This window comes from Mucilaginibacter sabulilitoris, assembly GCF_034262375.1.
GTDB lineage: Bacteria > Bacteroidota > Bacteroidia > Sphingobacteriales > Sphingobacteriaceae > Mucilaginibacter > Mucilaginibacter sabulilitoris.
The window spans coordinates 7,401,906-7,425,071 of record NZ_CP139558.1 but is presented as its reverse complement, the minus strand read 5'-3'; the positions used below and the strand labels follow the sequence as shown (position 1 = coordinate 7,425,071).

25 protein-coding genes are annotated in these 23,166 nt (G+C 42.3%); 22 read left to right on the top strand and 3 right to left on the bottom strand.

Translation table 11 applies throughout. From position 1 onward, the window contains the following. Positions 1–139: 139 nt before the first annotated feature. Positions 140–712 carry a Crp/Fnr family transcriptional regulator gene (locus SNE25_RS31310; protein ID WP_321562940.1) on the top strand — a complete coding sequence of 191 codons (573 nt, stop codon included), beginning with the start codon at positions 140–142 and terminating at the stop codon, positions 710–712. A gap of 2 nt (positions 713–714) precedes the next feature. On the opposite strand, the gene SNE25_RS31305 is transcribed toward SNE25_RS31310, so the two are convergent. Together SNE25_RS31305 and SNE25_RS31300 are read right to left on the bottom strand one after the other, a co-directional pair. Next, complete coding sequence (locus tag SNE25_RS31305; protein WP_321562939.1) at positions 715–1,203, bottom strand: GNAT family N-acetyltransferase; 489 nt, start codon at positions 1,201–1,203, stop codon at positions 715–717. A 101-nt stretch (positions 1,204–1,304) separates the two neighbouring features. Then, positions 1,305–2,045, bottom strand: coding sequence for an SDR family oxidoreductase (locus tag SNE25_RS31300; protein ID WP_321562938.1), 741 nt, complete (start codon positions 2,043–2,045; stop codon positions 1,305–1,307). Positions 2,046–2,225: 180 nt separating this feature from the next. Here SNE25_RS31300 and fabF point away from each other — a divergent pair, with 180 nt between their 5' ends. Beyond that, positions 2,226–3,470: a beta-ketoacyl-ACP synthase II gene (gene fabF / locus SNE25_RS31295; RefSeq protein WP_321562937.1), complete on the top strand. Its 1,245-nt coding sequence runs from the start codon at positions 2,226–2,228 to the stop codon at positions 3,468–3,470. Between the two features lie 310 nt (positions 3,471–3,780). On the opposite strand, the gene metK is transcribed toward fabF, so the two are convergent. Next, a complete protein-coding gene (gene metK / locus SNE25_RS31290) occupies positions 3,781–5,031 on the bottom strand; it encodes a methionine adenosyltransferase (RefSeq protein ID WP_321562936.1) in 1,251 nt (416 codons plus the stop codon). Between the two features lie 217 nt (positions 5,032–5,248). On the opposite strand from metK, the gene SNE25_RS31285 reads away from it, so the two are divergent. The 20 genes from SNE25_RS31285 to nuoL all read left to right on the top strand — a co-directional run bounded on the left by SNE25_RS31285 (position 5,249) and on the right by nuoL (position 23,156). After that, a complete protein-coding gene (locus SNE25_RS31285; RefSeq protein WP_321562935.1) occupies positions 5,249–6,133 on the top strand; it encodes a diacylglycerol/lipid kinase family protein in 885 nt (294 codons plus the stop codon). An 11-nt stretch (positions 6,134–6,144) separates the two neighbouring features. Next, complete coding sequence (locus SNE25_RS31280; RefSeq protein WP_321562934.1) at positions 6,145–6,480, top strand: translation initiation factor; 336 nt, start codon at positions 6,145–6,147, stop codon at positions 6,478–6,480. Positions 6,481–6,895: 415 nt separating this feature from the next. Further along, a complete protein-coding gene (locus SNE25_RS31275) occupies positions 6,896–7,732 on the top strand; it encodes a MotA/TolQ/ExbB proton channel family protein (protein WP_321562933.1) in 837 nt (278 codons plus the stop codon). A gap of 89 nt (positions 7,733–7,821) precedes the next feature. Next, positions 7,822–8,439, top strand: a complete 618-nt coding sequence (locus tag SNE25_RS31270) for an ExbD/TolR family protein (protein ID WP_321562932.1) — start codon at positions 7,822–7,824, stop codon at positions 8,437–8,439. 6 nt (positions 8,440–8,445) lie between these two features. Beyond that, complete coding sequence (locus SNE25_RS31265) at positions 8,446–8,979, top strand: ExbD/TolR family protein (protein ID WP_321562931.1); 534 nt, start codon at positions 8,446–8,448, stop codon at positions 8,977–8,979. Between the two features lie 54 nt (positions 8,980–9,033). Further along, a complete protein-coding gene (locus SNE25_RS31260) occupies positions 9,034–9,864 on the top strand; it encodes an energy transducer TonB (protein ID WP_321562930.1) in 831 nt (276 codons plus the stop codon). Positions 9,865–10,088: 224 nt separating this feature from the next. After that, positions 10,089–10,994, top strand: coding sequence for a PstS family phosphate ABC transporter substrate-binding protein (locus tag SNE25_RS31255; RefSeq protein WP_321562929.1), 906 nt, complete (start codon positions 10,089–10,091; stop codon positions 10,992–10,994). Positions 10,995–11,021: 27 nt separating this feature from the next. After that, the gene (locus SNE25_RS31250; protein ID WP_321562928.1) at positions 11,022–12,731 is read left to right on the top strand and encodes a tetratricopeptide repeat protein; all 1,710 of its coding nucleotides are present in this window, start codon (positions 11,022–11,024) and stop codon (positions 12,729–12,731) included. A 76-nt stretch (positions 12,732–12,807) separates the two neighbouring features. Then, a complete protein-coding gene (locus tag SNE25_RS31245; protein WP_321562927.1) occupies positions 12,808–13,179 on the top strand; it encodes an NADH-quinone oxidoreductase subunit A in 372 nt (123 codons plus the stop codon). Between the two features lie 124 nt (positions 13,180–13,303). Next, positions 13,304–13,846: an NADH-quinone oxidoreductase subunit B gene (locus SNE25_RS31240; protein WP_295712790.1), complete on the top strand. Its 543-nt coding sequence runs from the start codon at positions 13,304–13,306 to the stop codon at positions 13,844–13,846. Beyond that, complete coding sequence (locus tag SNE25_RS31235) at positions 13,846–14,349, top strand: NADH-quinone oxidoreductase subunit C (protein WP_321562926.1); 504 nt, start codon at positions 13,846–13,848, stop codon at positions 14,347–14,349. Before SNE25_RS31240 ends, SNE25_RS31235 begins: the two co-directional genes overlap by 1 nt. Positions 14,350–14,453: 104 nt before the next feature. Further along, entirely contained in the window at positions 14,454–15,665 is a 1,212-nt protein-coding gene (locus tag SNE25_RS31230; RefSeq protein WP_321562925.1) for an NADH-quinone oxidoreductase subunit D, read from the top strand. Continuing rightward, positions 15,658–16,182 carry an NADH-quinone oxidoreductase subunit NuoE family protein gene (locus tag SNE25_RS31225; RefSeq protein WP_321562924.1) on the top strand — a complete coding sequence of 175 codons (525 nt, stop codon included), beginning with the start codon at positions 15,658–15,660 and terminating at the stop codon, positions 16,180–16,182. Before SNE25_RS31230 ends, SNE25_RS31225 begins: the two co-directional genes overlap by 8 nt. Before the next feature lie 7 nt (positions 16,183–16,189). Then, on the top strand, positions 16,190–17,548 hold the full coding sequence (nuoF, locus tag SNE25_RS31220) for an NADH-quinone oxidoreductase subunit NuoF (RefSeq protein ID WP_321562923.1): 1,359 nt from the start codon (positions 16,190–16,192) through the stop codon (positions 17,546–17,548). Between the two features lie 172 nt (positions 17,549–17,720). Then, positions 17,721–18,710 carry a 2Fe-2S iron-sulfur cluster-binding protein gene (locus SNE25_RS31215; protein WP_407666972.1) on the top strand — a complete coding sequence of 330 codons (990 nt, stop codon included), beginning with the start codon at positions 17,721–17,723 and terminating at the stop codon, positions 18,708–18,710. Then, positions 18,710–19,753 (top strand): NADH-quinone oxidoreductase subunit NuoH, encoded by a 1,044-nt coding sequence (gene nuoH / locus SNE25_RS31210; RefSeq protein ID WP_321562921.1) that lies wholly within the window; start codon positions 18,710–18,712, stop codon positions 19,751–19,753. The genes SNE25_RS31215 and nuoH overlap by 1 nt, the downstream gene beginning before the upstream one ends. Positions 19,754–19,757: 4 nt before the next feature. Next, positions 19,758–20,255, top strand: coding sequence for a NuoI/complex I 23 kDa subunit family protein (locus SNE25_RS31205; RefSeq protein ID WP_321562920.1), 498 nt, complete (start codon positions 19,758–19,760; stop codon positions 20,253–20,255). Between the two features lie 59 nt (positions 20,256–20,314). After that, positions 20,315–20,812 (top strand): NADH-quinone oxidoreductase subunit J family protein, encoded by a 498-nt coding sequence (locus tag SNE25_RS31200; protein ID WP_321562919.1) that lies wholly within the window; start codon positions 20,315–20,317, stop codon positions 20,810–20,812. Then, positions 20,812–21,141 (top strand): NADH-quinone oxidoreductase subunit NuoK, encoded by a 330-nt coding sequence (nuoK, locus tag SNE25_RS31195; protein ID WP_321562918.1) that lies wholly within the window; start codon positions 20,812–20,814, stop codon positions 21,139–21,141. The genes SNE25_RS31200 and nuoK overlap by 1 nt, the downstream gene beginning before the upstream one ends. A gap of 104 nt (positions 21,142–21,245) precedes the next feature. After that, positions 21,246–23,156 carry an NADH-quinone oxidoreductase subunit L gene (gene nuoL / locus SNE25_RS31190; protein WP_321562917.1) on the top strand — a complete coding sequence of 637 codons (1,911 nt, stop codon included), beginning with the start codon at positions 21,246–21,248 and terminating at the stop codon, positions 23,154–23,156. The last annotated feature ends 10 nt before the right edge of the window (positions 23,157–23,166 follow it).

Genomic DNA, 23,166 nt, shown 5'->3' with positions numbered 1-23,166 from the left:
GCCGAGACTAATATCATGAATGTTATCCGTTCATTTCTTCAGGGCAAGCACCGGTTTTCGGTGATCATTAACGGTGAAGAAAGAGAAATAAAACCTTTGATATATTTGAATATATTTTTACCCCAGGAATTTTACTTTCATGAGCAATCCACTGATTAACTTCTTGCAGCTATTACGTTATATTCCAGCAGAGGATGCGGCCGTTATCACTTCACATTTTGAGCATAAGGTTTTTAAAGAGGGCGATTTCCTGTTTAAAGGTCACCGGGTTTGTAATGAGTTGTTTTTTGTATGCAAGGGGGTGCTGCGTATTGTAACCACTAACGAAAAGGGTATTGATATTACGCACTTTTTTTTCAAAGAAAACCAGATATGTACCATACTGCAAAGCTTTAACGACGAGACCCCTACAGAGCCGGGCATACAAGCCGCTTGTGATGCCGAAGTAATGGTGATCAGCAAAAGCAAATTACTGGCATTGTATGCGCGGCTGCCTTATATAAAGGAGATTATTGAACGTATAAACCAGCAGCATTTGATTGAAAAGGTGCGTGTACGCAATAGCTACCTTGGCCAGGATGCTGAGAACCAGTATAGGTTGTTTATTATGCAGCAGCCCGATATAGCGCTGCGGGTACCGCTAAAAGATATCGCGTCTTATTTAGGTATTACTCCGCAATCACTCAGCCGTATCCGTAAAAATATCCGCTAAGCTTAATTTATCTCCTGAAACATAATATAGGCATCAACATACCCCAGCTGCCGGTGTTTAAAACCACCCGGAATGGTGCCGATAATGCTAAAGCCTAAATTTTGCCAAAGTTTTACAGCGGTTGTATTAGTGCTTACCACAAAATTGAACTGCATGCCTTTATACCCTCTTTCCCGGGCTGTAACTAAAGAGTGCTCGCACAATTGCTTACCTAATCCCCGGCCACGGGTTTCAGCGTGCACCATGTAGCCGCAATTAGCAATATGCGCCCCCAGGCCAACCTGGTTGGGTTTAATAAAATAGGTGCCAAGTATTTTATTGTTCTCTTCGGCAACGTAAACGCTCATGGTTGGCGCAAACCATAGTTTGAGCATATCATCCCTGGAGCTGTCGGGGTCAAAAGCGTACGTATCACCTGGTTTTACTACTTGTTCAAAAATTTCCCAGATACCGTTAGTGTCGTTGAGAGTGGCTTCCCTAATAGTCATCATGTTTTGTACTATTGGCAATTATACAGAGATAATACCAATTTTGCGGCTCTAAGGAGCGAAGAATCTATTATTGACAGATCCTTCGCTGGAGAGATGGCTGGTTAAACCAGTAAGGTGCCGCCGTCTACCGTTAGTATTTGGCCGGTTCCGTGTGATTGTTTCATGAAGTAGATAAAGGCAAGGGCAACATCTTCGGCTTCGCCAACTCTTTTTAGCAGTAAGGCATCACTAAGCGATTGATACATGCCCTCGCGGTCGGTTTCAGGAATACTGTTCCAAAGATTAGTTTTGATTACCCCGGCCGAAACAGTGTTTACCCTGATTGGAGCAAGCTCAACAGCCATAGCGCGTGTAAGACCATCCATAGCACCGCAAATACTGGCACCAAGCAGCCATCCGACCCCAGGGCGATGATTAGCCGTACCGCTCATTAAAGAAACGGAGCCACCTTTATTAATATGCGGTGCGCCATATTTTAAGGCAGCAATTGCTCCCCAATAGCGTATGTTGAAAAAGCTGTGCGCTTTTTTCATTTCCAGATCGTTAAGGTAAATTAAACTAAGATTTTCGCCGGCGGTGTATACCAGGTGGTCAAACTGTCCTATACCTTTAAAAAAGGTCTTGATATTTTCCTCATTACTCAGATCTATCGCGTAACCTTTTGCGGTGCCGGGTAAAGTTGTTAATGCTTCATCAATACGTTGCTGGTTGCTTGATACTATAACGACATTCGCTCCTTCTGCTGCGGCTGCTTTAGCTGTAGCCAGGCCAATGCCCGAACTGGCCCCTAATAATATAACTCTTTTACCTTGCAATTTGCTGTTATTAACTTGTGTGTTCATGATATAATTATTTGATGGCACAAAGCTCTGTGCAATAATTCCGGATCCACTTACCAAATGGTAAAAACAAAATGAGAGGTTGTTTTTTCTTCTTTTGAAGGTGAACTTATTTTACATTATGAATATACCAGGTGGTATATTTATAATTACTTTTGCGCAAATTATTTAACAGTTAAAACGATGTTAAAAAGAGTTGTGGTAACAGGCCTGGGCGCGTTAACCCCGCTGGGTAATAAAGTAAAAGATTTTTGGCAAAATGTTGTGGACGGTAAAAGCGGTGCTGCACGCATTACCCATTTTGATCCCTCCTTGTTCAGGACGCAGTTTGCCTGTGAGCTGAAAGATTTTAATGTTTCGGATTTTTTAGACCGGGCGGATATTAAACGCACCGACCCGTTTACCCAGTATGCCCTTGTTGCTGCTGACGAAGCTATCAAAGATTCGGGATTTGATTTAAATGCCATGGACCCGTTTGATGTGGGCGTAATATGGGGCTCAGGACAAGGGGGTATGGAAACCTTTGAAGAACAGGTAAGAGATTATACCCTTGGCGATGGCCATCCCCGGTTTAGTCCGTTTTTTGTGCCTAAACTTATTACTAATATGGCTTCCGGAATGATCTCCATTCGCAATGGTTATATGGGTATTAATTATACTACCGTGTCGGCATGTGCTACGTCAAATACAGCTATTATGGATGCTTTTAACTACATCAGGCTGGGGAAGGCAAAAGTTATTATTACAGGTGGTTCTGAAGCGCCTATTACCCCGGCATCATTTGGCGGCTTTAGCTCTATGAAAGCTATGTCGGCCCGTAATGATGATCCGCAAGGAGCTTCGCGCCCGTTTGATACAGAACGTGACGGTTTTGTGATGGGCGAGGGTGCGGGAGCTTTGGTGCTGGAAGAATATGAACATGCCGTAAAAAGAGGTGCCCATATTTATGGCGAAGTTAGGGGAGCGGCCATGACGGCCGATGCCTATCACATGACGGCCACACATCCCGAAGGTTTAGGCGCATCAAAAGGGATGCAGCTGGCTTTGCAGGAAGCAGGCGTTTCTATTACCGATGTTGATTACCTGAACATGCACGCTACTTCAACGCACGTAGGTGATCTTTCGGAACTTAAGGCCATATTGACACTTACCAAAGGCGAAGAAAACAAGATCAAAATTGGCGCTACCAAATCAATGACCGGGCACTTGCTCGGAGCTGCAGGCGCTATCGAAGCCATTATATGTTTACTGGCCATGCGCGACAGCGTTATTCCGCCTACCATAAATACAACCACGTTAGACCCGGCAGTGCCGCAAAGCCTTAACATTGTTTTAAAGGAGGCAATTGACCATCAGGTTAATTTAACCATGAGCAATACCTTTGGCTTTGGCGGTCATAACGGTATTGTGGTGTTTGGTAAGGTGTAAATATTGCCTGTATAAAGACTTGCGAAGTTTTCAAAACCTCGAAAGTCTGATAAAGAACTTAAAAAGCCATGTCATTGCGAGCGCAGCGTGGCAATCTCATTATGCAAGTCAGTCCTGCTTAGCAAGTTGCCTTTCCTATGAGATTGCCACGCTGCGCTCGCAATGACATAAGCAGTAAAGAGTGTCGTGTTCGCAGTGTTCGCGGGTTCGCACTTCAAAAATGTGAATACCTGTTATGAAAGATAAAAACGTTGCAAAACAAAAAAGCGGCAGATATTCATCCGCCGCTTTTTATATTATATAATATTGACTACAAACCAAAAGCTTGTTTTACTTTATCAACATAATCCAGTTTTTCCCAGGTAAACAGTTCAACCTCGCGTTTAAGTTCGCTGCCATCATGGGCTATGAATGATTTGGTAACGGTTTCGCTTGGTTTACCAAAGTGACCATAAGCAGCGGTTTCACTATAAATAGGGTTACGCAGTTTAAAGCGGGTTTCAATAGCGTAAGGGGTCATATTAAAAATGGCCTCTACTTTTTTAGCTATCTCACCATCATGCAGGTTAACTTTAGCAGTGCCATAAGTATTTACATAAATACCCATCGGCTGGGCTACACCAATAGCGTATGATACCTGCACCAATACTTCGTCGCAAATGCCGGCAGCTACCAGGTTTTTGGCAATGTGACGGGTTGCATAAGCAGCAGAGCGGTCAACCTTTGATGGGTCTTTACCAGAGAAAGCACCGCCGCCATGTGCGCCTTTGCCACCATAAGTATCTACAATGATTTTACGGCCGGTTAAGCCGGTATCGCCATGCGGCCCGCCAATAACAAATTTTCCGGTAGGGTTAATGTGATATTTGATCTGATCATTAAAGAAGTGAGCGTATTTCGGATATTTAGCCTTTACGCGTGGAATAAGGATGCTGATGATGTCCTCGCTGATTTTGGCCAGCATGGCTTTTTCATCATCAAAATCGTCATGTTGGGTTGATATTACAATAGCATCAATGCGCTGAGGTTTGTTATCATCGCTATATTCCAGTGTTACCTGTGATTTTGCATCAGGGCGAAGGTATTTGATCTCGTTATTTTCGCGACGGATAGCTGCCAGTTCAATTAACAGCGCATGTGCAATATCAAGCGCCAAAGGCATATAATTGTCGGTTTCAACAGTAGCGTAACCAAACATCATACCCTGGTCGCCCGCGCCCTGCTCTTCTTTGGCCTGGCGGTCAACCCCCTGGTTAATATCTGGCGATTGCTCATGAATAGCAGACAGCACACCGCATGAGCTGCCATCAAACATATATTCGCCTTTGATGTAACCAATTTTGTTAATCACCTCACGGGCAATTTTTTGAACATCTAAATAGGCTTTTGATTTTACTTCGCCGGCTAAAAATACCTGCCCGGTAGTTACCAGGGTTTCACAGGCAACTTTCGAATCGGCGTCAAATGCTAAGAAATGATCAATAAGCGCGTCTGATATCTGGTCAGCAACTTTATCCGGATGTCCTTCTGATACGGATTCTGAAGTAAATAAATATGCCATATAAATTTTATGATTTTTTTAAAAAAATTAGGAAAGGGGAGTGTTTTAACGGATCGTTGTAAAAAGAAGCATTGGTTTTAGCACTTTTTTACGTGGTTGCAATCCAGTCCGCCTGCTGACGGACAACTAAATCATTCCACTTTCGGCGACTAAAATAAAACAAATTTCACAAAGCCAAAAATACATTTACTTTTGATGGCTGAAATAATTAATATAATTGAAACGTAAAGCGTTATTTATAATAAACCCTATATCGGGCGGCAAGAAAAAGGACGGTGTCCCGGAGCTGATAGATCAAAACCTTGAAAAAGGAGTGTTTGATGCCACAATTGTTTTTAGCGATGGCGTATCGCATGCACGTATAATTGCTTCAGAAGCAGTAAATAAATATGATATTATAACGGCCGTAGGCGGCGATGGCACTGTAAATGAAATAGCATCGGCCATTGTGGGCAGTAATACAGCATTGGGGATAGTACCTTATGGGTCGGGGAATGGCCTTGCACGTTTTTTAGGTGTCCCGATGAATCCGCAGCAGGCCATAAAAACGTTAAGCTCCGGCCGGGTTGAAAGTATTGATTCGGGCATGGTGAACGGGCAGCCGTTTTTTAATATGGCAGGCATGGGTTTTGACGCGCATATCAGTGAGGTTTTCTCGCACGGAAAAAAACGTGGCTTTATATCCTATATCAAATCATCATTGCAGGAGATAGCCACTTATAATGAACAGGACTATCATATTGAAATTGATGGAAAGGTGTATAATCGTAAGGCCTTTATGCTCAGCATCGCCAATTCATCGCAATATGGCAACAACGCGCACATATCACCTAAAGCATCGGTACAGGACGGGTTGCTTGATGTTTGCCTGATCAGGAAGTTCCCGCTATGGCGGTTTCCCGAAATGGGCGTCAGGATGCTTACCAAAACATCTGAAGGTACCAACTATGTTGAAATTATACGCGGTAAAGAAATTAATGTAACGCGGCAAACTGAGGGCCCCATACATCTTGACGGCGAGCCACAGGTAATGGGTACAGCTATACATATTAATGTAGTACCGAATTCTTTAAAGGTAATAGTGGGCCAATCCTATAATTAAAAACTGATATTATGGCTAAGAAGAATTTTACAGGCGTAGTTTATTCAACCGATCCGGATTTTCAATACCAGGAAAATGGGGGGCGGGCACAAGAGACATTGCCACCTCAGCAGCAAAACCTTAAAATTTATTTGGACCGGAAGGGGGGCAGTAAACTGGTTACGCGCGTAAGCGGTTTTATAGGTACCGAAGCCGATCTGGAACTTATTGGCAAAAAACTGAAAACGAAATGCGGTGTTGGCGGCTCGGTAAAAGATGGTGAAATATTGATACAGGGCGATTTCAGGGATAAAATATTAACCCTGCTGCAAACTGATGGTTATAAAGCAAAAAAAGCCGGCGGCTAATTTTTAATGATGTATGCCGGCAATTTTACCCTCATTATTTACCGGCAAAGCGTACAATGTACACTAAAACAAAAACATTGCCCCTCTGTTGTATAACGCCGCAGGCTTTATAAATGCGGTAAAAAACATTGTTGTAACAGATTAGTAACATAATTTTTATTAGGGATTGCTTGATAATATAAAAAAAAATGGTTTTCATTGCAAATAATTGTAGTGGCAACACACAATATTTATGCATTGTTACGTTAATAATGACCAATTAGAGACAAAATGTAATTTGGTATTAAAAAATTGTAAAGAATAACATAAAAGATTTTTTTATTTCATTAAAATTCTATTTTTGTTATTCGCTAATTAAAAGCACATTTAAATAACTTATAATATAAACAAAAACTAAAACTAAAAATTAAAAGTAATGGCAAACGCACCAACAAAACCAACTACTCCTGTTAAGAATGAAAGCTCAAGTGCATCGGGCATGTTTGCGACTTTGACAATTCCAATTTGTATCATCGTAGCAATCTGTATTTTTATCTTCATATTGGGTGATCCAAGTCACTATCAAGGCGGAGATGTAGAAAAAGGTGAACCAATGGATTTATTCGGAACAGTACACAAAGGTGGTATCATTGTACCTCTTATTATGTCATACTTGCTGATGGTTATCGTTTTCACTATCGAGCGTTTCGTAGTAATCGGTAAAGCATCAGGAACAGGTAACGTAGATGCATTTGTTAAAAAAATTCAAGGTTTCTTAAATTCAGGTAACATTTCTGCCGCTTCTGCAGAGTGCGACAAACAAAAAGGTTCTGTTGCAAACGTTATCAAATCTGCATTAAAGAAATATAAAGAAATGGAAGAAGAGCCAAATCTTGACGTTGATCAAAAAACTTTGGCTATTCAGAAAGACATTGAAGAAGCTACAGCATTAGAAATGCCGATGTTAGAGCAAAACTTAACAATTATCGCTACGCTGGTATCAATCGGTACATTAACTGGTCTGTTAGGTACGGTAATCGGTATGATTCGTGCGTTCGCGGCGTTATCAGCTCAAGGTGCTCCAAACACAACTGCATTATCTGCGGCTATCTCTGAAGCTTTGATCAACACAGCGTTGGGTATCGGTACATCAGCTATTTCAATTGTAATGTACAACGTGTTTACATCAAAAATTGATAAACTGACTTACGCTATTGACGAAACAGGATTCAGCATTGTACAAACATTCGCTGCATCACACAAAAACAAATAAAAATATAATAGTGGTTAATTCGTTAATACTTAGGGTAGTAACGAAGTTTAATTATCAATAACACTACATATTTTTAAACAGACAGAAAGATGCCAAGAGTAAAAGTCCAAAGAAAAAGTACAGCCATAGATATGACCGCCATGTGCGACGTAGCTTTCCTGTTGCTTACCTTCTTCATATTAACAGCAAAACCAAAGCCGGAGGATCCGATTAAGGCAGAAGTGCCTCAGTCAATCATAACCCAGCCGGTACCCGACGATAACATGGCTACTTTAACCGTAGGTCAGGGAAAGGTTTTCTTTAGTGTTGATGGTACAGATGTACGGAAGCAGTTGTTACAGCAAATGGCTGAAAAATACCAAGAAAAATTTTCGCAGGCAGAATATGACAGATTTGCCGTAACCGAAGTTTTTGGTGTGCCTTTTAACGCCCTGCACCAGTTTTTAGCGTTAACTTCGGAACAGAAGAAAACCTATCAACAACCAGGAATACCTAACGATACCACTTCAAATAATGAGCTTTTTAACTGGATACGTGAAGCGCGTGTTGCGGCTAAAGTACTTCATAATAAAGAGCTGAGGGTATCTATAAAAGGTGATAGCAAAGAAGAATATCCTACCATTAAAAAGGTAATAGGTATTTTACAAAAGCAAAAAGTTAACAAATTCAGTTTAATTACAGCGCTGAGAGCCGCGCCTAAAAAATAAAAAGACATGGCAGAATTAGATACCTCCGGCGGGGGTAAGCACAAAGGCGGGAAAGTAAGAAGTAAAAAAGCCTCAACACGCGTGGATTTAACTGCAATGGTTGACCTTGCCTTCTTATTAATTACCTTTTTTATGCTTACCACAACCCTTGCTAAGCCTAAGGCAATGGACTTGGCAATGCCGGATAAGGATGAGAAAACAAAAGATCAGTTGCCAATTGCAGCATCACGCTCTTTAACCCTTTTACTGGGTAGCAATAACAGGCTTGAATGGTATTTAGGCGAGCCGGGAAAATCGGCCCCTACTGTTGAAGGTTATGGTAAAGACGATTTGCGCAAAACGCTGATTGAAAAAGGCAAAGACGTACAGGCCGCCACCGGTAAGTTCATGTTTGTGGTAATTAAGCCAAGCGACAAATCAAATTATAAAAATTTGGTTGACGTGCTTGATGAAATTAACATAACGAACATACAGGGTTATGGTATTGTAGATATCACTCCTGCTGAAATTGCTTTATTGCAAAAAGACGGTTTGTACTAATTGTAATAAATAACCAGAGAGAACGTTAACATCATACTAAAATAAAAACCTATAATGTTAGGATCAAAATTAGACATATTAAAACCGGAATGGATCGATGTGGTTTTTTCCAATCGTAACAAAAGTTACGGTGCGTATGAACTAAGAAAAGACAATCCAAGACATACCAACAGAGCATTGATCATTGGTGTAGTACTTTTTGTTTTTCTTATTTCATTGAAAACCATTATCAATAAAATTGAGGGCTTCATTCCGAAAGCACAAGAGAAGGTGAAAGTCACCGATGTTGTGCTGCAACCACCACCACCAGTAGATCAGACCAAAAAACCACCTCCGCCGCCACCAGAACCACCTAAACCAAAGGTTGACCAGGTGCGTTTCCCGCCTCCGGTAGTAAAGCCGGATAATGAGGTAAGGGAAAAAGAACCACCTACAGTAAAAGAGCTGCAGGTAGCGGATCCTGGACAAAAGGATCAGAAAGGTGACCCTAATGCCGACATCAGAATTGATGAACCGGTAGGTAACTCAGATATTAAACAAGTTGTTGAGGCCGATCCTAACCAGATCTTTACTTCGGTAGAGCAAGTTCCTGAGTTTCCGGGAGGTTTGGATAAATTTGGAGCTTACTTAAGTAAAGCTATCAGGTATCCTGCTGTTGCCCGTGAAAACGGAACACAAGGTCGTGTAATCGTTACTTTCGTTGTGGAAAGAGACGGCTCTTTAACTGATATCAAAGTTACAAGAGGTATCGGCAGCGGTTGTGATGAGGAAGCAGTGCGTGTATTGAAAAATTCACCAAAATGGAAACCTGGTATACAGAACGGTCGTCCGGTTCGTGTACAGTACAGCGTTCCAATCAGCTTTACATTAGCAAGCGATAATTAGGATAATGCCATTTAATTTTAATTACAAGCAAAAATCGCCCAAAAGGCGGTTTTTGCTTATTTTAGGAGTCGTCACCCTTGTATGTGTATGTACAATGGGTATAATGATCATGTTTTGGGACAGGCTTGATCTTGGATTGTCCCAAACTCAGCGCATCATATTTGGCTCCCTTTTTCTGATATACGGTTTAATTAGGTTTTCAAGGCTGTTTAAAGATAACCCGGATGACAAATAGTTTAAAAATAGCTTTAGCGGCTATAACGGCGGTGGTTTTCCAAAGCTGTCAAAATAAGACCAAAACACCATCTGATACCTTTGTAACCGGTAGTGTAAGCCTGGTTGCTGATGAGTCTTTTAAGCCGATTATTAGCGAAGAGGAATATGTTTTTAAGAGCCTATTCCCCGAAGCTAAGCCAAATATCATCTACAAGTCAGAAAACGATGCCCTGCGGCTTTTGCTAAATGACAGTGTACGGGTAGCCATACTGGCACGGTCATTGGATACGGGCGAAATAGGCGTACTAAAAAGAAGAACATTGCCCCCGGTTATAAGGGCATTTGCTATAGATGCAGTGGCTTTAATTGTAAACCAAGCATCAAATGATACATTAATAACCGTGAGCGATATTAAGAAAATGCTTAACGGAAATGCTAAAACAGATAAAAACATTGTTTTCGACAATCCAAATTCAAGTTTGGTAAGGTATTTGAAGGATTTATCTGGTAATAAGGAATTAAAACAAAAAAATATTTATGCGCTGAAATCAAACATTGAAGTGCTTAAATATGTGAACGAACACCCCAATGCTATTGGTATTGTAGGCTTTAACTGGCTGAGCGACCCTGATAAAGATTATGCGGATGCTGTGAGTAAGGTTAAAGTTATAGCTGTTAAAGACGAAGATAACAGGAAGTTTAAGGATGAGTATTTTAAACCATCGCAAAGTTCGCTTGTCTTAAAACAGTACCCGCTAAGCAGGGAACTATATATTATAAACAGCACAGGTAAAATGGGATTGGGTACAGGTTTTTCGGAATTTGTTTTAAGTGAGAGGGGGCAACGGATTATATTAAAGTCAAACTTGACGCCAGAAGCCGTGCCCGGGAGAGAAATTAACATTAAACACTAACTAAAATTTATATAACGAGCGATGAAAATGATCAGTAGAATAGCCACCGCATCATTAGGGCTGGTATTAGTAGGTTCGTCAGTTTTTGCGCAGAGTATAGCCGATGCCAAAAAAGCTATTGATGCCGAACAGTACCAGAAGGCTAAATCGATGCTAAAAAACCTTACGGCGACGCAAGCCGATAAGGATGAGAACTTCTTTTATCTGGGATGGGTATACCTTAAACAGGATTATGCCGATTCGGCGAAAGCTGCTTTTACTAAAGGTATAGCAGTAAACGCAAAATCAGCCTTAAATTATGCAGGTTTAGGTGCAGTTGCCCGTTTGGATAAAGACAATGCAGGAGCAACAAACAATTTTAACCAGGCCATTACATTGGCAGGTAAAAATTCCAAACCATATCAATACGTAGGTGAGGCTTACCTGCTTCCACTTACACCCGAAGCAAAAGTAACTCCGGCTGATGCAAACGCGGCTATTGCTGTTTTACAAAAAGGAAAAACAGTAAACGCAAAAGACGCCGAATTATTAATTACCCTGGGTAACGCTTACCGCTCACAATTGAAGAGCAACGAAGCTTACCAGGCGTATTCAGATGCGTCAACCATTGATCCTAAAAACCCGGCTGCCAAAGTAGCTACAGGTGTTTTATGGAAATTTGCCAACAACTTTGAAGATTCTGAAAAACAATTTCAGGACGCTTTAGCTATTGATCCTAATTACGGACCTGCATACCGTGAATGGGCCGAAACAGATTTGCGTTGGTCATTAAACGATCCAAAAATGGCTTCTGTTAAAATCAAAGCAGCTACAGATGAATATAAAAAATATTTGAGTTTAACAGATCTGTCTTTAGAATCAAGAATGCGTTATGCCGACTTCCTGATACTATCTGGCGATTATAAAACCCTGCAAACAGAAGTATCAACACTGTCACAAGCAGCAAATACAAACCCAAGGGTTTATCGTTATTTGGGCTATGCAGCTTATGAAAATAAAGATTATCCTGCAGGCTTAACCGCTTTGAATACCTGGTTCCAAAAGGCCGATCCAAAACGCATAATCCCTCGTGATTATCTTTACCTGGGCCGTTTGCAAATCGCTTCAGGTCAGGATTCGTCAGGTATCAATACCTTAAGAAAAGCTTTAGAGCTTGATACTACACAGGCAGATGTTTATGGCGAAATTGCTAAAAGCTTATATGCTCAAAAGAAATATGCCGAAGCTGGTGATGCTTATAAAGTATTTATAGCTAAATCACGTACAGCTACACTGAATGATTACCTGAAAGAAGGCGTAAGTTATTTTTATGCATTCAGGGAGCAGTATTTTAGTACAGCAACCCCTAAACCAGTTGCTGATACCACCTTATTAATAAAAGCCGATACTGCATTTAGCTATATCCAGCATAAGGCCGCTGCCCCAATTGCTACTGTAGCGCTTTATCAGGCCCGCGCTAATGATTTCAGGGAGCCAAGCCGTAATACAACGCTGGGATATGCTAAACCATACTATGAGCAATATATCCAGTTGGTAACTGCTAAACAACCAGTTGCCGATGCTGATAAAATTTTCCTGGGTGAAGCTTATGCTTACTTAGGAACTTATTATGAGTTCAAAGAAAAGGACGATGCTAAAGCGGGAGAAAACTTTACCAAGGCCCGTGAAAATGATCCTACCAATAAACAGGCTGTTGCATACTTTGCCCGTAAAGGCGGTGCGAGTAAAAGCAAATAATAAAAATTAATATACAATTAAAGGCCTCTTGCAAAAGAGGCCTTTTTTATTTTAGATGCATTAGTATATTTGCACCATGGAATTACAAAGTTTGCCGGTTAATTATTTGCCCATCATATTTCAAATGCTGGTGGCTATAGGGTTTGTGGTAACCACTATGTTTGTAACGCATAAAATTGGTCCGAAACGTGTTACCAAAGATAAGTTAACCCCGTTTGAATCGGGAATTGAGGTGGTTGGTAACGCCCGTACGCCAATTTCCATCAAATATTTCCTGGTAGCCATATTGTTTGTGCTATTTGATGTGGAAGTGATATTTATGTATCCATGGGCTGTTAATTTCAGGGCGATGGGTAAAGAGGGCATGATTGAAATGTTCATATTTATGGCTACACTTTTACTGGGTTTTATCTACGTAATAAAAAAGGGAGCTTTAGACTGGGATTGAGTTTAGATTGATTCTAAATATGTCTCCTGCGCGCTCATAGTGTACCTTTTACATCGTTATTATTGTAAATTTGCGCTTGCTGTCCATCTTTTTGGAGATAGTAAATTTCTATTAAAATAGTTCAATGAGTGATATTCAAATAGTTGATGCTCCCGCTGGAGTTGAAGGCGCCGGATTTTTTGCTACCTCGCTTGATAAAGTTATAGGCATAGCACGCTCAAATTCATTATGGCCCCTGCCATTTGCTACCTCATGCTGTGGCATCGAGTTTATGGCTACCATGGCATCTCATTATGACTTGTCGAGATTTGGAGCCGAGCGTTTAAGCTTTTCGCCCCGTCAGGCCGATCTTTTAATGGTTATGGGAACCATAGCAAAAAAAATGGCCCCTGTACTCAGGCAGGTGTATCTGCAAATGGCCGAACCCCGCTGGGTTATGGCTGTTGGAGCATGTGCATCGAGCGGCGGTATATTTGATACTTACTCTGTTTTACAGGGTATAGATGAAGTGATACCAGTTGATGTTTACGTGCCCGGTTGCCCGCCCCGCCCCGAAGCTATTATTGATGGCTTTATCAATATTCAGAAACTGGTACAAACGGAATCATTACGTCGTAGAAACGAGCCTAAGTATCAGGAATTATTAGCTAAATACGGAATTCAATAATGGCCCAGATACCTAACGAAGAGCTTTTAAAAAGAATTAGTGAAAAGTTTGACCAGCAGGTAACTGTTGTTGGCGAACCTTATGGTTTGCTTACTGTTGAAACCGGGCGCGAACAGATTATAGATCTGCTTACTTTTTTAAAGACCGACCCAGCCTTAAAATTCATTTTCTTAACAGATATTACCGGTGTGCATTACCCTGAGCAGGAAAAACCTATTGGGGTTATTTACCATTTGCATAGCCTTACCACCAACACCCGCATCCGCATAAAAGTATTTTTGGCAGATGGTGATGTGCATATCCCTACTGCCACCGTGTTGTGGGATGGTGCCAACTGGATGGAGCGCGAAACGTATGACCTTTTTGGCGTATTGTTTGACGGCCACCCCGATTTGCGCCGTATATTAAACGTTGACGACATGACGGCTTTCCCGATGCGAAAAGAGTTTCCGCTGGAAGACCCTAACCGTGTTGATAAAAAGGATTACTTCTTCGGAAGATAACATATATAGAATCAAGAGGTAAGAATCAAGAGATTATGTAGTAGAGCTTATCTTATATCTTGGCTCTTGATTCTTATCTCTTGATTCTAATAAAAATTATACTGATGCAAAATCATCCTGTATATACAGACAACGATCCGCAAAGCGAACTTTCAACCCTAAACCTGGGGCCAACACACCCTGCAACCCATGGCGTGTTTCAAAATGTGCTGCAGCTTGATGGCGAAAGAATTGTAAGCGGCGTATCAACCATAGGCTATATACACCGCGCGTTTGAAAAAATTGCCGAACACAGGCCGTTTTACCAGATCACCCCGCTTACCGACCGTTTAAACTATTGCTCATCGCCCATTAACAACATGGGCTGGCATATGACCGTTGAAAAACTGCTGGGTATCCAAACCCCAAAACGTGTTGACTATCTGCGTGTAATTATCATGGAGCTTGCCCGTATATCTGACCACATCATCTGTAATGGTGTATTGGGGGTTGATACCGGCGCATTTACAGGTTTCCTGTACATGATGGAGCACCGGGAATCTATTTATGAAATATATGAGGAGATCTGCGGATCGCGCCTCACCACCAATATAGGTCGTATAGGCGGTTTTGAACGTAACTTTAATACCATAGCTTTTGCCAAATTGCGTGCGTTTTTAAAGAACTTCCCTGTTACGCTGAAAGAATTTGAGTCGCTGTTTAACCGTAACCGCATTTTTGTTGACCGCACTAAAGATGTGGCTGCTGTTACTGCCGAAACTGCGTTAAGCTATAGCTGGACAGGTCCTTTGCTACGTGCTGCCGGCGTTGATTATGACGTAAGGGCGATGAACCCGTACTCATCATACGAAGATTTTGATTTTGAAGTACCTGTTGGTACCAATGGAGATGTTTATAGCCGCTTTTTGGTGCGTAACGAAGAAATGTGGCAGAGCTTGCGCATTATTGAACAAGCCCTGGTAAAACTGGAGAAAGAGCCAACGGATATTTTCCATGCCGATGTGCCTGAGTTTTATCTGCCCCCCAAGGAAGAAGTTTATAATAACATGGAAGCGCTCATTTATCACTTTAAAATTGTGATGGGCGAGATACCAACCCCGAATACCGAAGTATATCATTCGGTTGAGGGCGCCAATGGCGAACTGGGCTTTTACCTGGTGAATGATGGCGGGCGCAGCCCGTACCGCTTGCACTTCCGCAGGCCGAGCTTTATCAATTACCAGATGTATGCACCAATGAGCCGCGGTATGTTATTATCAGACGCTATTATTAACATGAGTAGTTTAAACGTTATAGCCGGAGAGTTAGATGCTTAGAGTTGAAGATGCTCAGGTACCGGTTGATTTTTCGCCGGAACTGATTAGTAAGTTTGATGATATAGTAAGCCGTTATCCCAAGGGAAAACAAAAATCGGGTTTACTGCCGATACTGCACCTGGTACAGGCTGAATTTGGCTGGGTAAGCGTACCTGCAATGGATAAGGTAGCTGCCTATCTTGAAATATTACCTATCGAGGTGTATGAAGTAGCCTCATTTTATACCATGTATTTTTTACGCCCACAGGGTAAATATGTGCTGGAGGTTTGCCGTACCAGCGGTTGCTGCCTGGTAGGAGCCGAAAAGATCATGGATCATATTGAGCAAAAGCTGGGTGTGCCAGAAGGTGAAGTAACTGCCGACGGCCTGTTTAGCTGGCGCGGTGTAGAATGTCTAGCTGCATGCGGTTTTGGCCCGGTTTTACAAATTGGCCCCGAATATACTTTCTACGAAAATTTAACCAACGATTCGGTAGATAAGCTGATAACGGACTTAACAGCAAAGGCAAAAAATTAACAGTATCATGGGACGGAAATTACTATTAGAACATATAAACGTACCCGGCATCAATACATTTGATGTTTACCGCTCAAAGGGTGGTTACGCTTCTGTTGAAAAAGCTATAAAAACCATGTCGCCGGATGCGATAGTGGAGGAAGTAAAAAAATCTGGTTTACGTGGCCGTGGCGGCGCCGGTTTCCCTACCGGTATGAAGTGGAGCTTTCTGGCCAAGCCCGAAGGCGTAGCACGTTACCTGGTTTGTAATGCAGATGAATCGGAACCCGGTACTTTTAAAGATCGTTACCTGATGACTTATATCCCTCACCTATTAATAGAGGGGATGATCGTATCGAGCTTTGCATTAGGTGCCAATACATCGTTCATATACGTACGCGGCGAAATGATGCCGCAGATCAGGATCCTGGAAAAAGCCATTGCCGAAGCAAAAGCAAAAGGGTTTCTTGGTAAAAATATTTTAGGCTCAGGGTACGACCTCGAGCTTTATGTACAGCCCGGCGGCGGCGCTTACATCTGCGGCGAAGAAACCGCCCTGTTGGAGTCGTTGGAAGGTAAACGGGGTAACCCGCGTATAAAACCACCATTCCCGGCTATTGCTGGTTTGTATGGTTGCCCAACAGTGGTAAACAATGTGGAGTCCATTGCTGCGGTGGTACCAATTGTAAACGAAGGCGGTGATGAGTATGCCAAACTGGGCATTGGTCGCAGTACAGGTACCAAGCTGATCTCAGCTGGTGGTAACCTGAAAAAACCAGGCGTTTACGAAATTGATCTGGGCCTGCCGGTTGAAGAATTTATATATTCAGATGAGTACTGTGGGGGTATTGCCAATGGTAAACGCTTAAAGGCTGTTGTAGCCGGTGGTTCATCTGTACCTATTTTGCCAGCTAACCTGATCCTGAAGACTGTTAACAACGAGCCGCGTTTAATGAGCTATGAATCATTAAGCGATGGTGGTTTTGTGAGCGGTACCATGCTGGGTTCAGGTGGTTTTATAGCATATGACGAGGATGCCTGTATTGTGCGCAATACATGGAACTTCGCCCGTTTTTATCATCATGAAAGCTGCGGACAATGTTCGCCTTGCCGTGAGGGTACCGGATGGATGGAGAAGGTATTGCACCGCTTAGAGTACGGTCATGGCAGGCAAAGCGATATGGACCTGCTGGTTGATATTTCTAAAAAGATTGAAGGTAATACGATTTGTCCGCTGGGTGACGCGGCAGCCTGGCCGGTGGCCAGCGCCATACGCCATTTCAGGGATGAGTTTGAATGGCACGTAACAAACGCAAGTGAAGCCACAACAAGGAACTACGGATTAGCACATTACGCAGATCCGTTACCGAAGTTGGAGACAGCGTAAATAATTATCACCTTGTCATTGCGAGGAACGAAGCAATCTCAAAGGACAATGGCGAAAGACATGTATAAGGAGATTGCCACGCTGCGCTCGCAATGACATGTGGGTTTCTAAAAATTAGAGTTTAGAAATTAGGATTTAGAGTTTATACACAAGGACGTTATATAAAATGTCAATGAAAGTAACAATAGACGGGATACCCGTTGAAGTAGAACCAGGAACAACCATACTTAATGCCGCAAGGCAGATAGGTGGCGATATTGTTCCGCCTGCTATGTGCTATTACTCCAAGCTTGAAGGCAGTGGCGGTAAATGCCGCACCTGTTTGGTTAAGGTAAGCAAGGGCTCTGAAAAAGACCCTCGTCCTATGCCAAAGCTTGTTGCCTCATGTCGTACCACCGTTATGGATGGCATGGAAGTGCAAAATATTACATCGCCTGAGGTGATTGAAGCCCGTAAAGGCGTAGTAGAAATGCTGTTGATCAATCACCCGCTTGATTGCCCTGTGTGCGACCAGGCCGGCGAATGCCACCTCCAAGACTTAGGTTTTGAACACGGCGCTGCTAAAACCCGTTACGAATTTGACCGCCGCACGTTTGAAAAGATAGACATTGGCGATAAAATTCAGCTGCATATGACCCGCTGTATTCTGTGCTATCGCTGCGTATTCACTGCTGATCAGATCACCAACACCCGTTTGCATGGTATCCTGAACAGGGGCGATCATTCTGAGATCTCTACTTACATCTCTAAAGCTATTGATAACGATTTTTCAGGTAACATAATTGATGTTTGCCCGGTAGGCGCGTTAACCGATAAAACTTTCCGCTTTAAAAACCGTGTTTGGTTCACCAAACCGGTTGATGCCCACCGCGATTGCGATAAATGCTGTGGCAAAACAACTTTATGGTATAAAGGCGAAGATGTGATCAGGGTAACCGGGCGTAAGGATGTTTATGGCGAGGTAGAGGAGTTTATTTGCAATACCTGCCGTTTTGATAAAAAGAAAACAGCCGACTGGGTAATTGAAGGCCCGCGTAAGATATCACATAAATCGGTTATCAGCTCAAATCATTACGAATTTACACCGCTGCCGGTAGTTAAAACCAACCCGGTACTGATGGAAGCGAACAAAGAACAATTTGAAAGGGACACACGCTTATAATGGAAACTACTGACTTAATATTTAGGATTATACTGATCGTGATCATTTTCGCTATCAGCCTTGTTGTGGCCATGTATTCTACCTATGCCGAGCGTAAGGTTGCCGCGTTTTTCCAGGATAGGATTGGCCCAAACCGTGCCGGTCCGTGGGGTATTTTACAACCGCTGGCCGATGGTGGTAAAATGTTCCTGAAAGAAGAGATCATTCCTACTAATGCAACACCGTTTCTGTTCATTGTTGGCCCGTCACTGGCTATATTAACAGCCTGTATAGGTTCGGCGGTTATTCCATGGGGGCAAAAGATGATCATTGGCGGTCATACTTTTGATTTACAGGTTACTGATATTAATGTTGGTGTGCTATATATTTTCGGCGTGGTATCATTAGGCGTATATGGCGTAATGATAGGCGGATGGGCATCAAATAATAAATACTCATTGCTTGGCGCTATCCGCGCGGCATCACAAAATATAAGCTACGAAATTTCAATGGGTTTATCCATCATAGCATTGCTGATGCTTACCAATACTTTGAGCTTACGCGAAATTGCCGAGCAGCAACATGGCTGGCACTGGAACGTACTACGACAACCACTGGGGTTTGTACTGTTTATTGTTTGCGCTTTTGCCGAAACCAACCGTACGCCCTTTGATTTGCCTGAGTGCGAAACCGAACTGGTGGGTGGTTACCATACTGAGTATTCATCCATGAAACTTGGTTTTTACCTGTTTGCAGAGTATATCAATATGTTCATATCATCGGCGGTGATGGCAACCTTATACTGGGGTGGTTATAACTATCCGGGCATGGATTGGGTTGCTGCTCATACTGGACCGGCTTTGGGACCGCTTATCGGAGTTGGCGTATTCTTTTTAAAAATATTCCTGTTCATCTTCTTTTTCATGTGGGTACGTTGGACAATACCGCGTTTCCGTTATGATCAGCTGATGGATTTGGGCTGGAAGATATTGATACCATTGGCCATTGCCAACATTGTACTTACCGGATTGGTAAGCACAGCACTTACACACTTTGGATTTTAATAAAATGGAATCATTAAGCAATAAGAAAAAAGTACTGGAGGTTAAGCCACTCAATTTTTTAGAGCGCGCTTACCTGCCTGCCATTATGGGCGGCCTTGCCACTACCATGAAACACTTTTTCAAAAAGCCGGTAACCATCAGTTATCCTGAAGAAAAACGTGAATTTTCTGAAAACTTTCGTGGTATGCACTCGCTTAAACGCGACGAGAATGGTAAGGAACGCTGCACTGCCTGCGGATTGTGCGCCCTCTCATGCCCGGCAGAAGCCATCACCATGACAGCTGCCGAACGCCAGCCGGGCGAGGAGCATTTGTATCGTGAAGAAAAATATGCTGCCGTTTATGAAATAAACATGCTGCGCTGCATTTTCTGCGGCTTGTGCGAAGAGGCGTGCCCGAAAGAAGCTATTTATCTTGACGGTGATATTGTACCTGCCGACTACTTACGCAAGGATTTTATTTACGGTAAAGACAAATTAGTAGAGGCGCCCTTAAATCAATAAAGAAGTTTTATACCTTTGCCCAACTCTTTTAACGGGCAGGGTATTTTGTAAATATAAACATGAGTACATTTTACTTCATCGCGTTTTTGTCCATATTCTTTTCGATACTGGTTATCTCGGCCAAAAATCCGGTACATAGTATCCTTTATCTGGTACTGACCTTTTTTATGTTCACCATTCAATACATTTTATTGAACGCGCAGTTTTTGGCGATAGTGAACTTTATAGTGTATATGGGGGCTATACTGGTATTGTTCCTGTACACGCTGATGCTCATTAACCTGAATAAGGAAAGCGAACCTATAAAACCCTTCATGGTAAAAGCTGCCGGTGTAGTTGGCGGTGGCATTTTGATAGTGGCGCTGGTAGCTTCATTAAAATCGATGGGCGTTTCAAACCCGGTTGTTTTGAAAGATCCAGGTTTGGGCCTGGTAAAAAACTTAGGTAAAGTATTGTTTAATGAATTTTTACTGCCATTTGAAGTATCGTCAATATTGCTGTTATCGGCAATGGTAGGCGCGGTTCTGCTGGCTACAAAAGACCCTAAAGCTGCATAATGGAAAGTTTAATAAATACCATACACGCGGTACCGCTTAATCATTACATATTATTAAGTACCATTATTTTTTCGATAGGTGTAATTGGCGTATTGATCCGCCGCAACGCCATTGTGATATTTATGTCGGTTGAGCTAATGCTTAACGCGGTTAATTTGCTGCTTACTGCATTTTCTGTGTACAGGGGCGATGCCAGCGGACAGGTTTTCGTATTTTTTATTATGGCGCTGGCCGCAGCCGAAGTAGCGGTAGGCCTGGCTATTATAGTAATGATATACCGGAATACCAATTCCATCGACATCAACGTGCTCAACAGGCTTAAATGGTAGCTTGATTTCGGATTTCGGAGTTTCGATTTCGGATTTGAAAAGTAGATTAAAATATATAATAAATATAAAAACGTATAGCGTAACACGTACAACGTATAGCAAACATGGATAAATACATCTGGCTTATTCCTATATTACCGTTAGCCGGTTTTATTATTAACGGACTTGGCCGCAATTCATTATCGAAAAACGTAATTGGCTTTATTGGCAGCCTCCTGGTACTGGTTTCTTTTGGTTTGAGCCTGGCTGTTTTCTTCCAAATCAAATCAACAGGTCATCCTGTTAATGTTACTTATTTTGACTGGATATCAGTTGGGGCATTGAAAATACCATTCGCGTTTTTGGTTGACCAGTTAAGTGCTATCATGTTACTCATTATTACCGGTGTGGGTTTTCTGATCCATCTGTACTCTATAGGTTATATGCATCATGATAATGGCTTTGGAAAGTTTTTCGCTTACCTGAACCTGTTCGTGTTCTTTATGTTACTACTGGTAATGGGCTCAAACTACCTGATTATGTTTATTGGCTGGGAGGGTGTAGGTTTATGCTCATACCTGCTTATCGGTTTTTGGTATACTAATCCAAGTTATGCCGACGCTGCCAAGAAAGCATTTATCATGAACCGTATTGGCGACCTTGGATTTTTATTAGGCGTATTCCTGATCATATACGCATTTGGAAGCATTGAGTTTGCTACTATATTTCCAAAAGCGGCAACCATGAAAGTTGGCTCAGCGCCGTTTTTTACAATTACGATATTGCTGTTTGTAGGCGCGGTTGGTAAATCTGCCCAGTTGCCGTTGTTTACCTGGCTACCCGATGCGATGGCCGGTCCAACACCGGTATCGGCGCTGATACATGCTGCTACCATGGTAACAGCAGGTATCTACATGATTGCCCGCTCTAACATATTCTATACACTGTCTCCCGATACCATGGAGATTGTGGCGATAATTGGTTTAGCAACAGCCTTATTTGCGGCACTGATTGCCCTAACGCAGACTGACATTAAAAAGGTACTGGCTTATTCAACAGTATCGCAGTTGGGTTATATGTTTTTAGGTTTGGGCGTTGGCGCATATACAGGTGCTTTCTTCCACGTACTAACACACGCTTTCTTTAAAGCCTTATTGTTCCTTGGCGCCGGTTCGGTGATCCACGCCATGAGCGATGAACAGGATATGCGTAAAATGGGTGGTTTAAAAGGAAAGATCAAAATTACTTTTGCAACCATGCTGATTGGTACTATTGCTATATCAGGTATTCCGCCGTTCTCAGGTTTCTTTTCAAAAGACGAAATTCTGGCTCATGCCTACGCGCATAGCACAACTTTTTATGTAATAGGCGTATTTACGGCCATGTTAACTTCTTTCTACATGTTCAGGATGCTGTACCTCACGTTTTACGGTAAGTTCCGCGGTACACATGAACAAGAGCATCATGTACATGAGTCGCCTGCAAGCATGACCATTCCGCTTGTTGTGCTGGCTATACTTTCTATAGTTGGTGGTTTTATAGGCGTACCTGAAGTATTAGGCGGTCACCACGAACTGGAGCATTTCCTGGCACCGGTATTTGAAAAATCAAACGCCATACTGGGCGAACATCATTTAGAAGCTAATACCGAGTTTATGCTGATGGGTATTTCGGTAGTATTGGCTTTGGTTGCCATGATTTACGCTTACTTTAAATATGTAAAGGGAGGCAGTGTGCCGGCGGCAGATACCGAGGAGCGCCCTGCATTAACCAGCTTGTCGTACAACAAGTTTTATATTGATGAGCTTTATGATATGATCATCCGCAAGCCATTAGATTTCCTGTCGAATTTCTTTTACAATGTGGTGGACCGTTTGGGTATTGATGGTCTGGTGAATGGCATAGGCAAAGGTACTGTTGAAACCAGCAAGGGTTTGCGTTTACTGCAAACCGGAAACGTAGGTTTCTACATATTTATCATGGTGCTGGGCATTATTGCTGTATTGGCATATAGCATATTGGGATTAACTAAATAAACGATAAGCG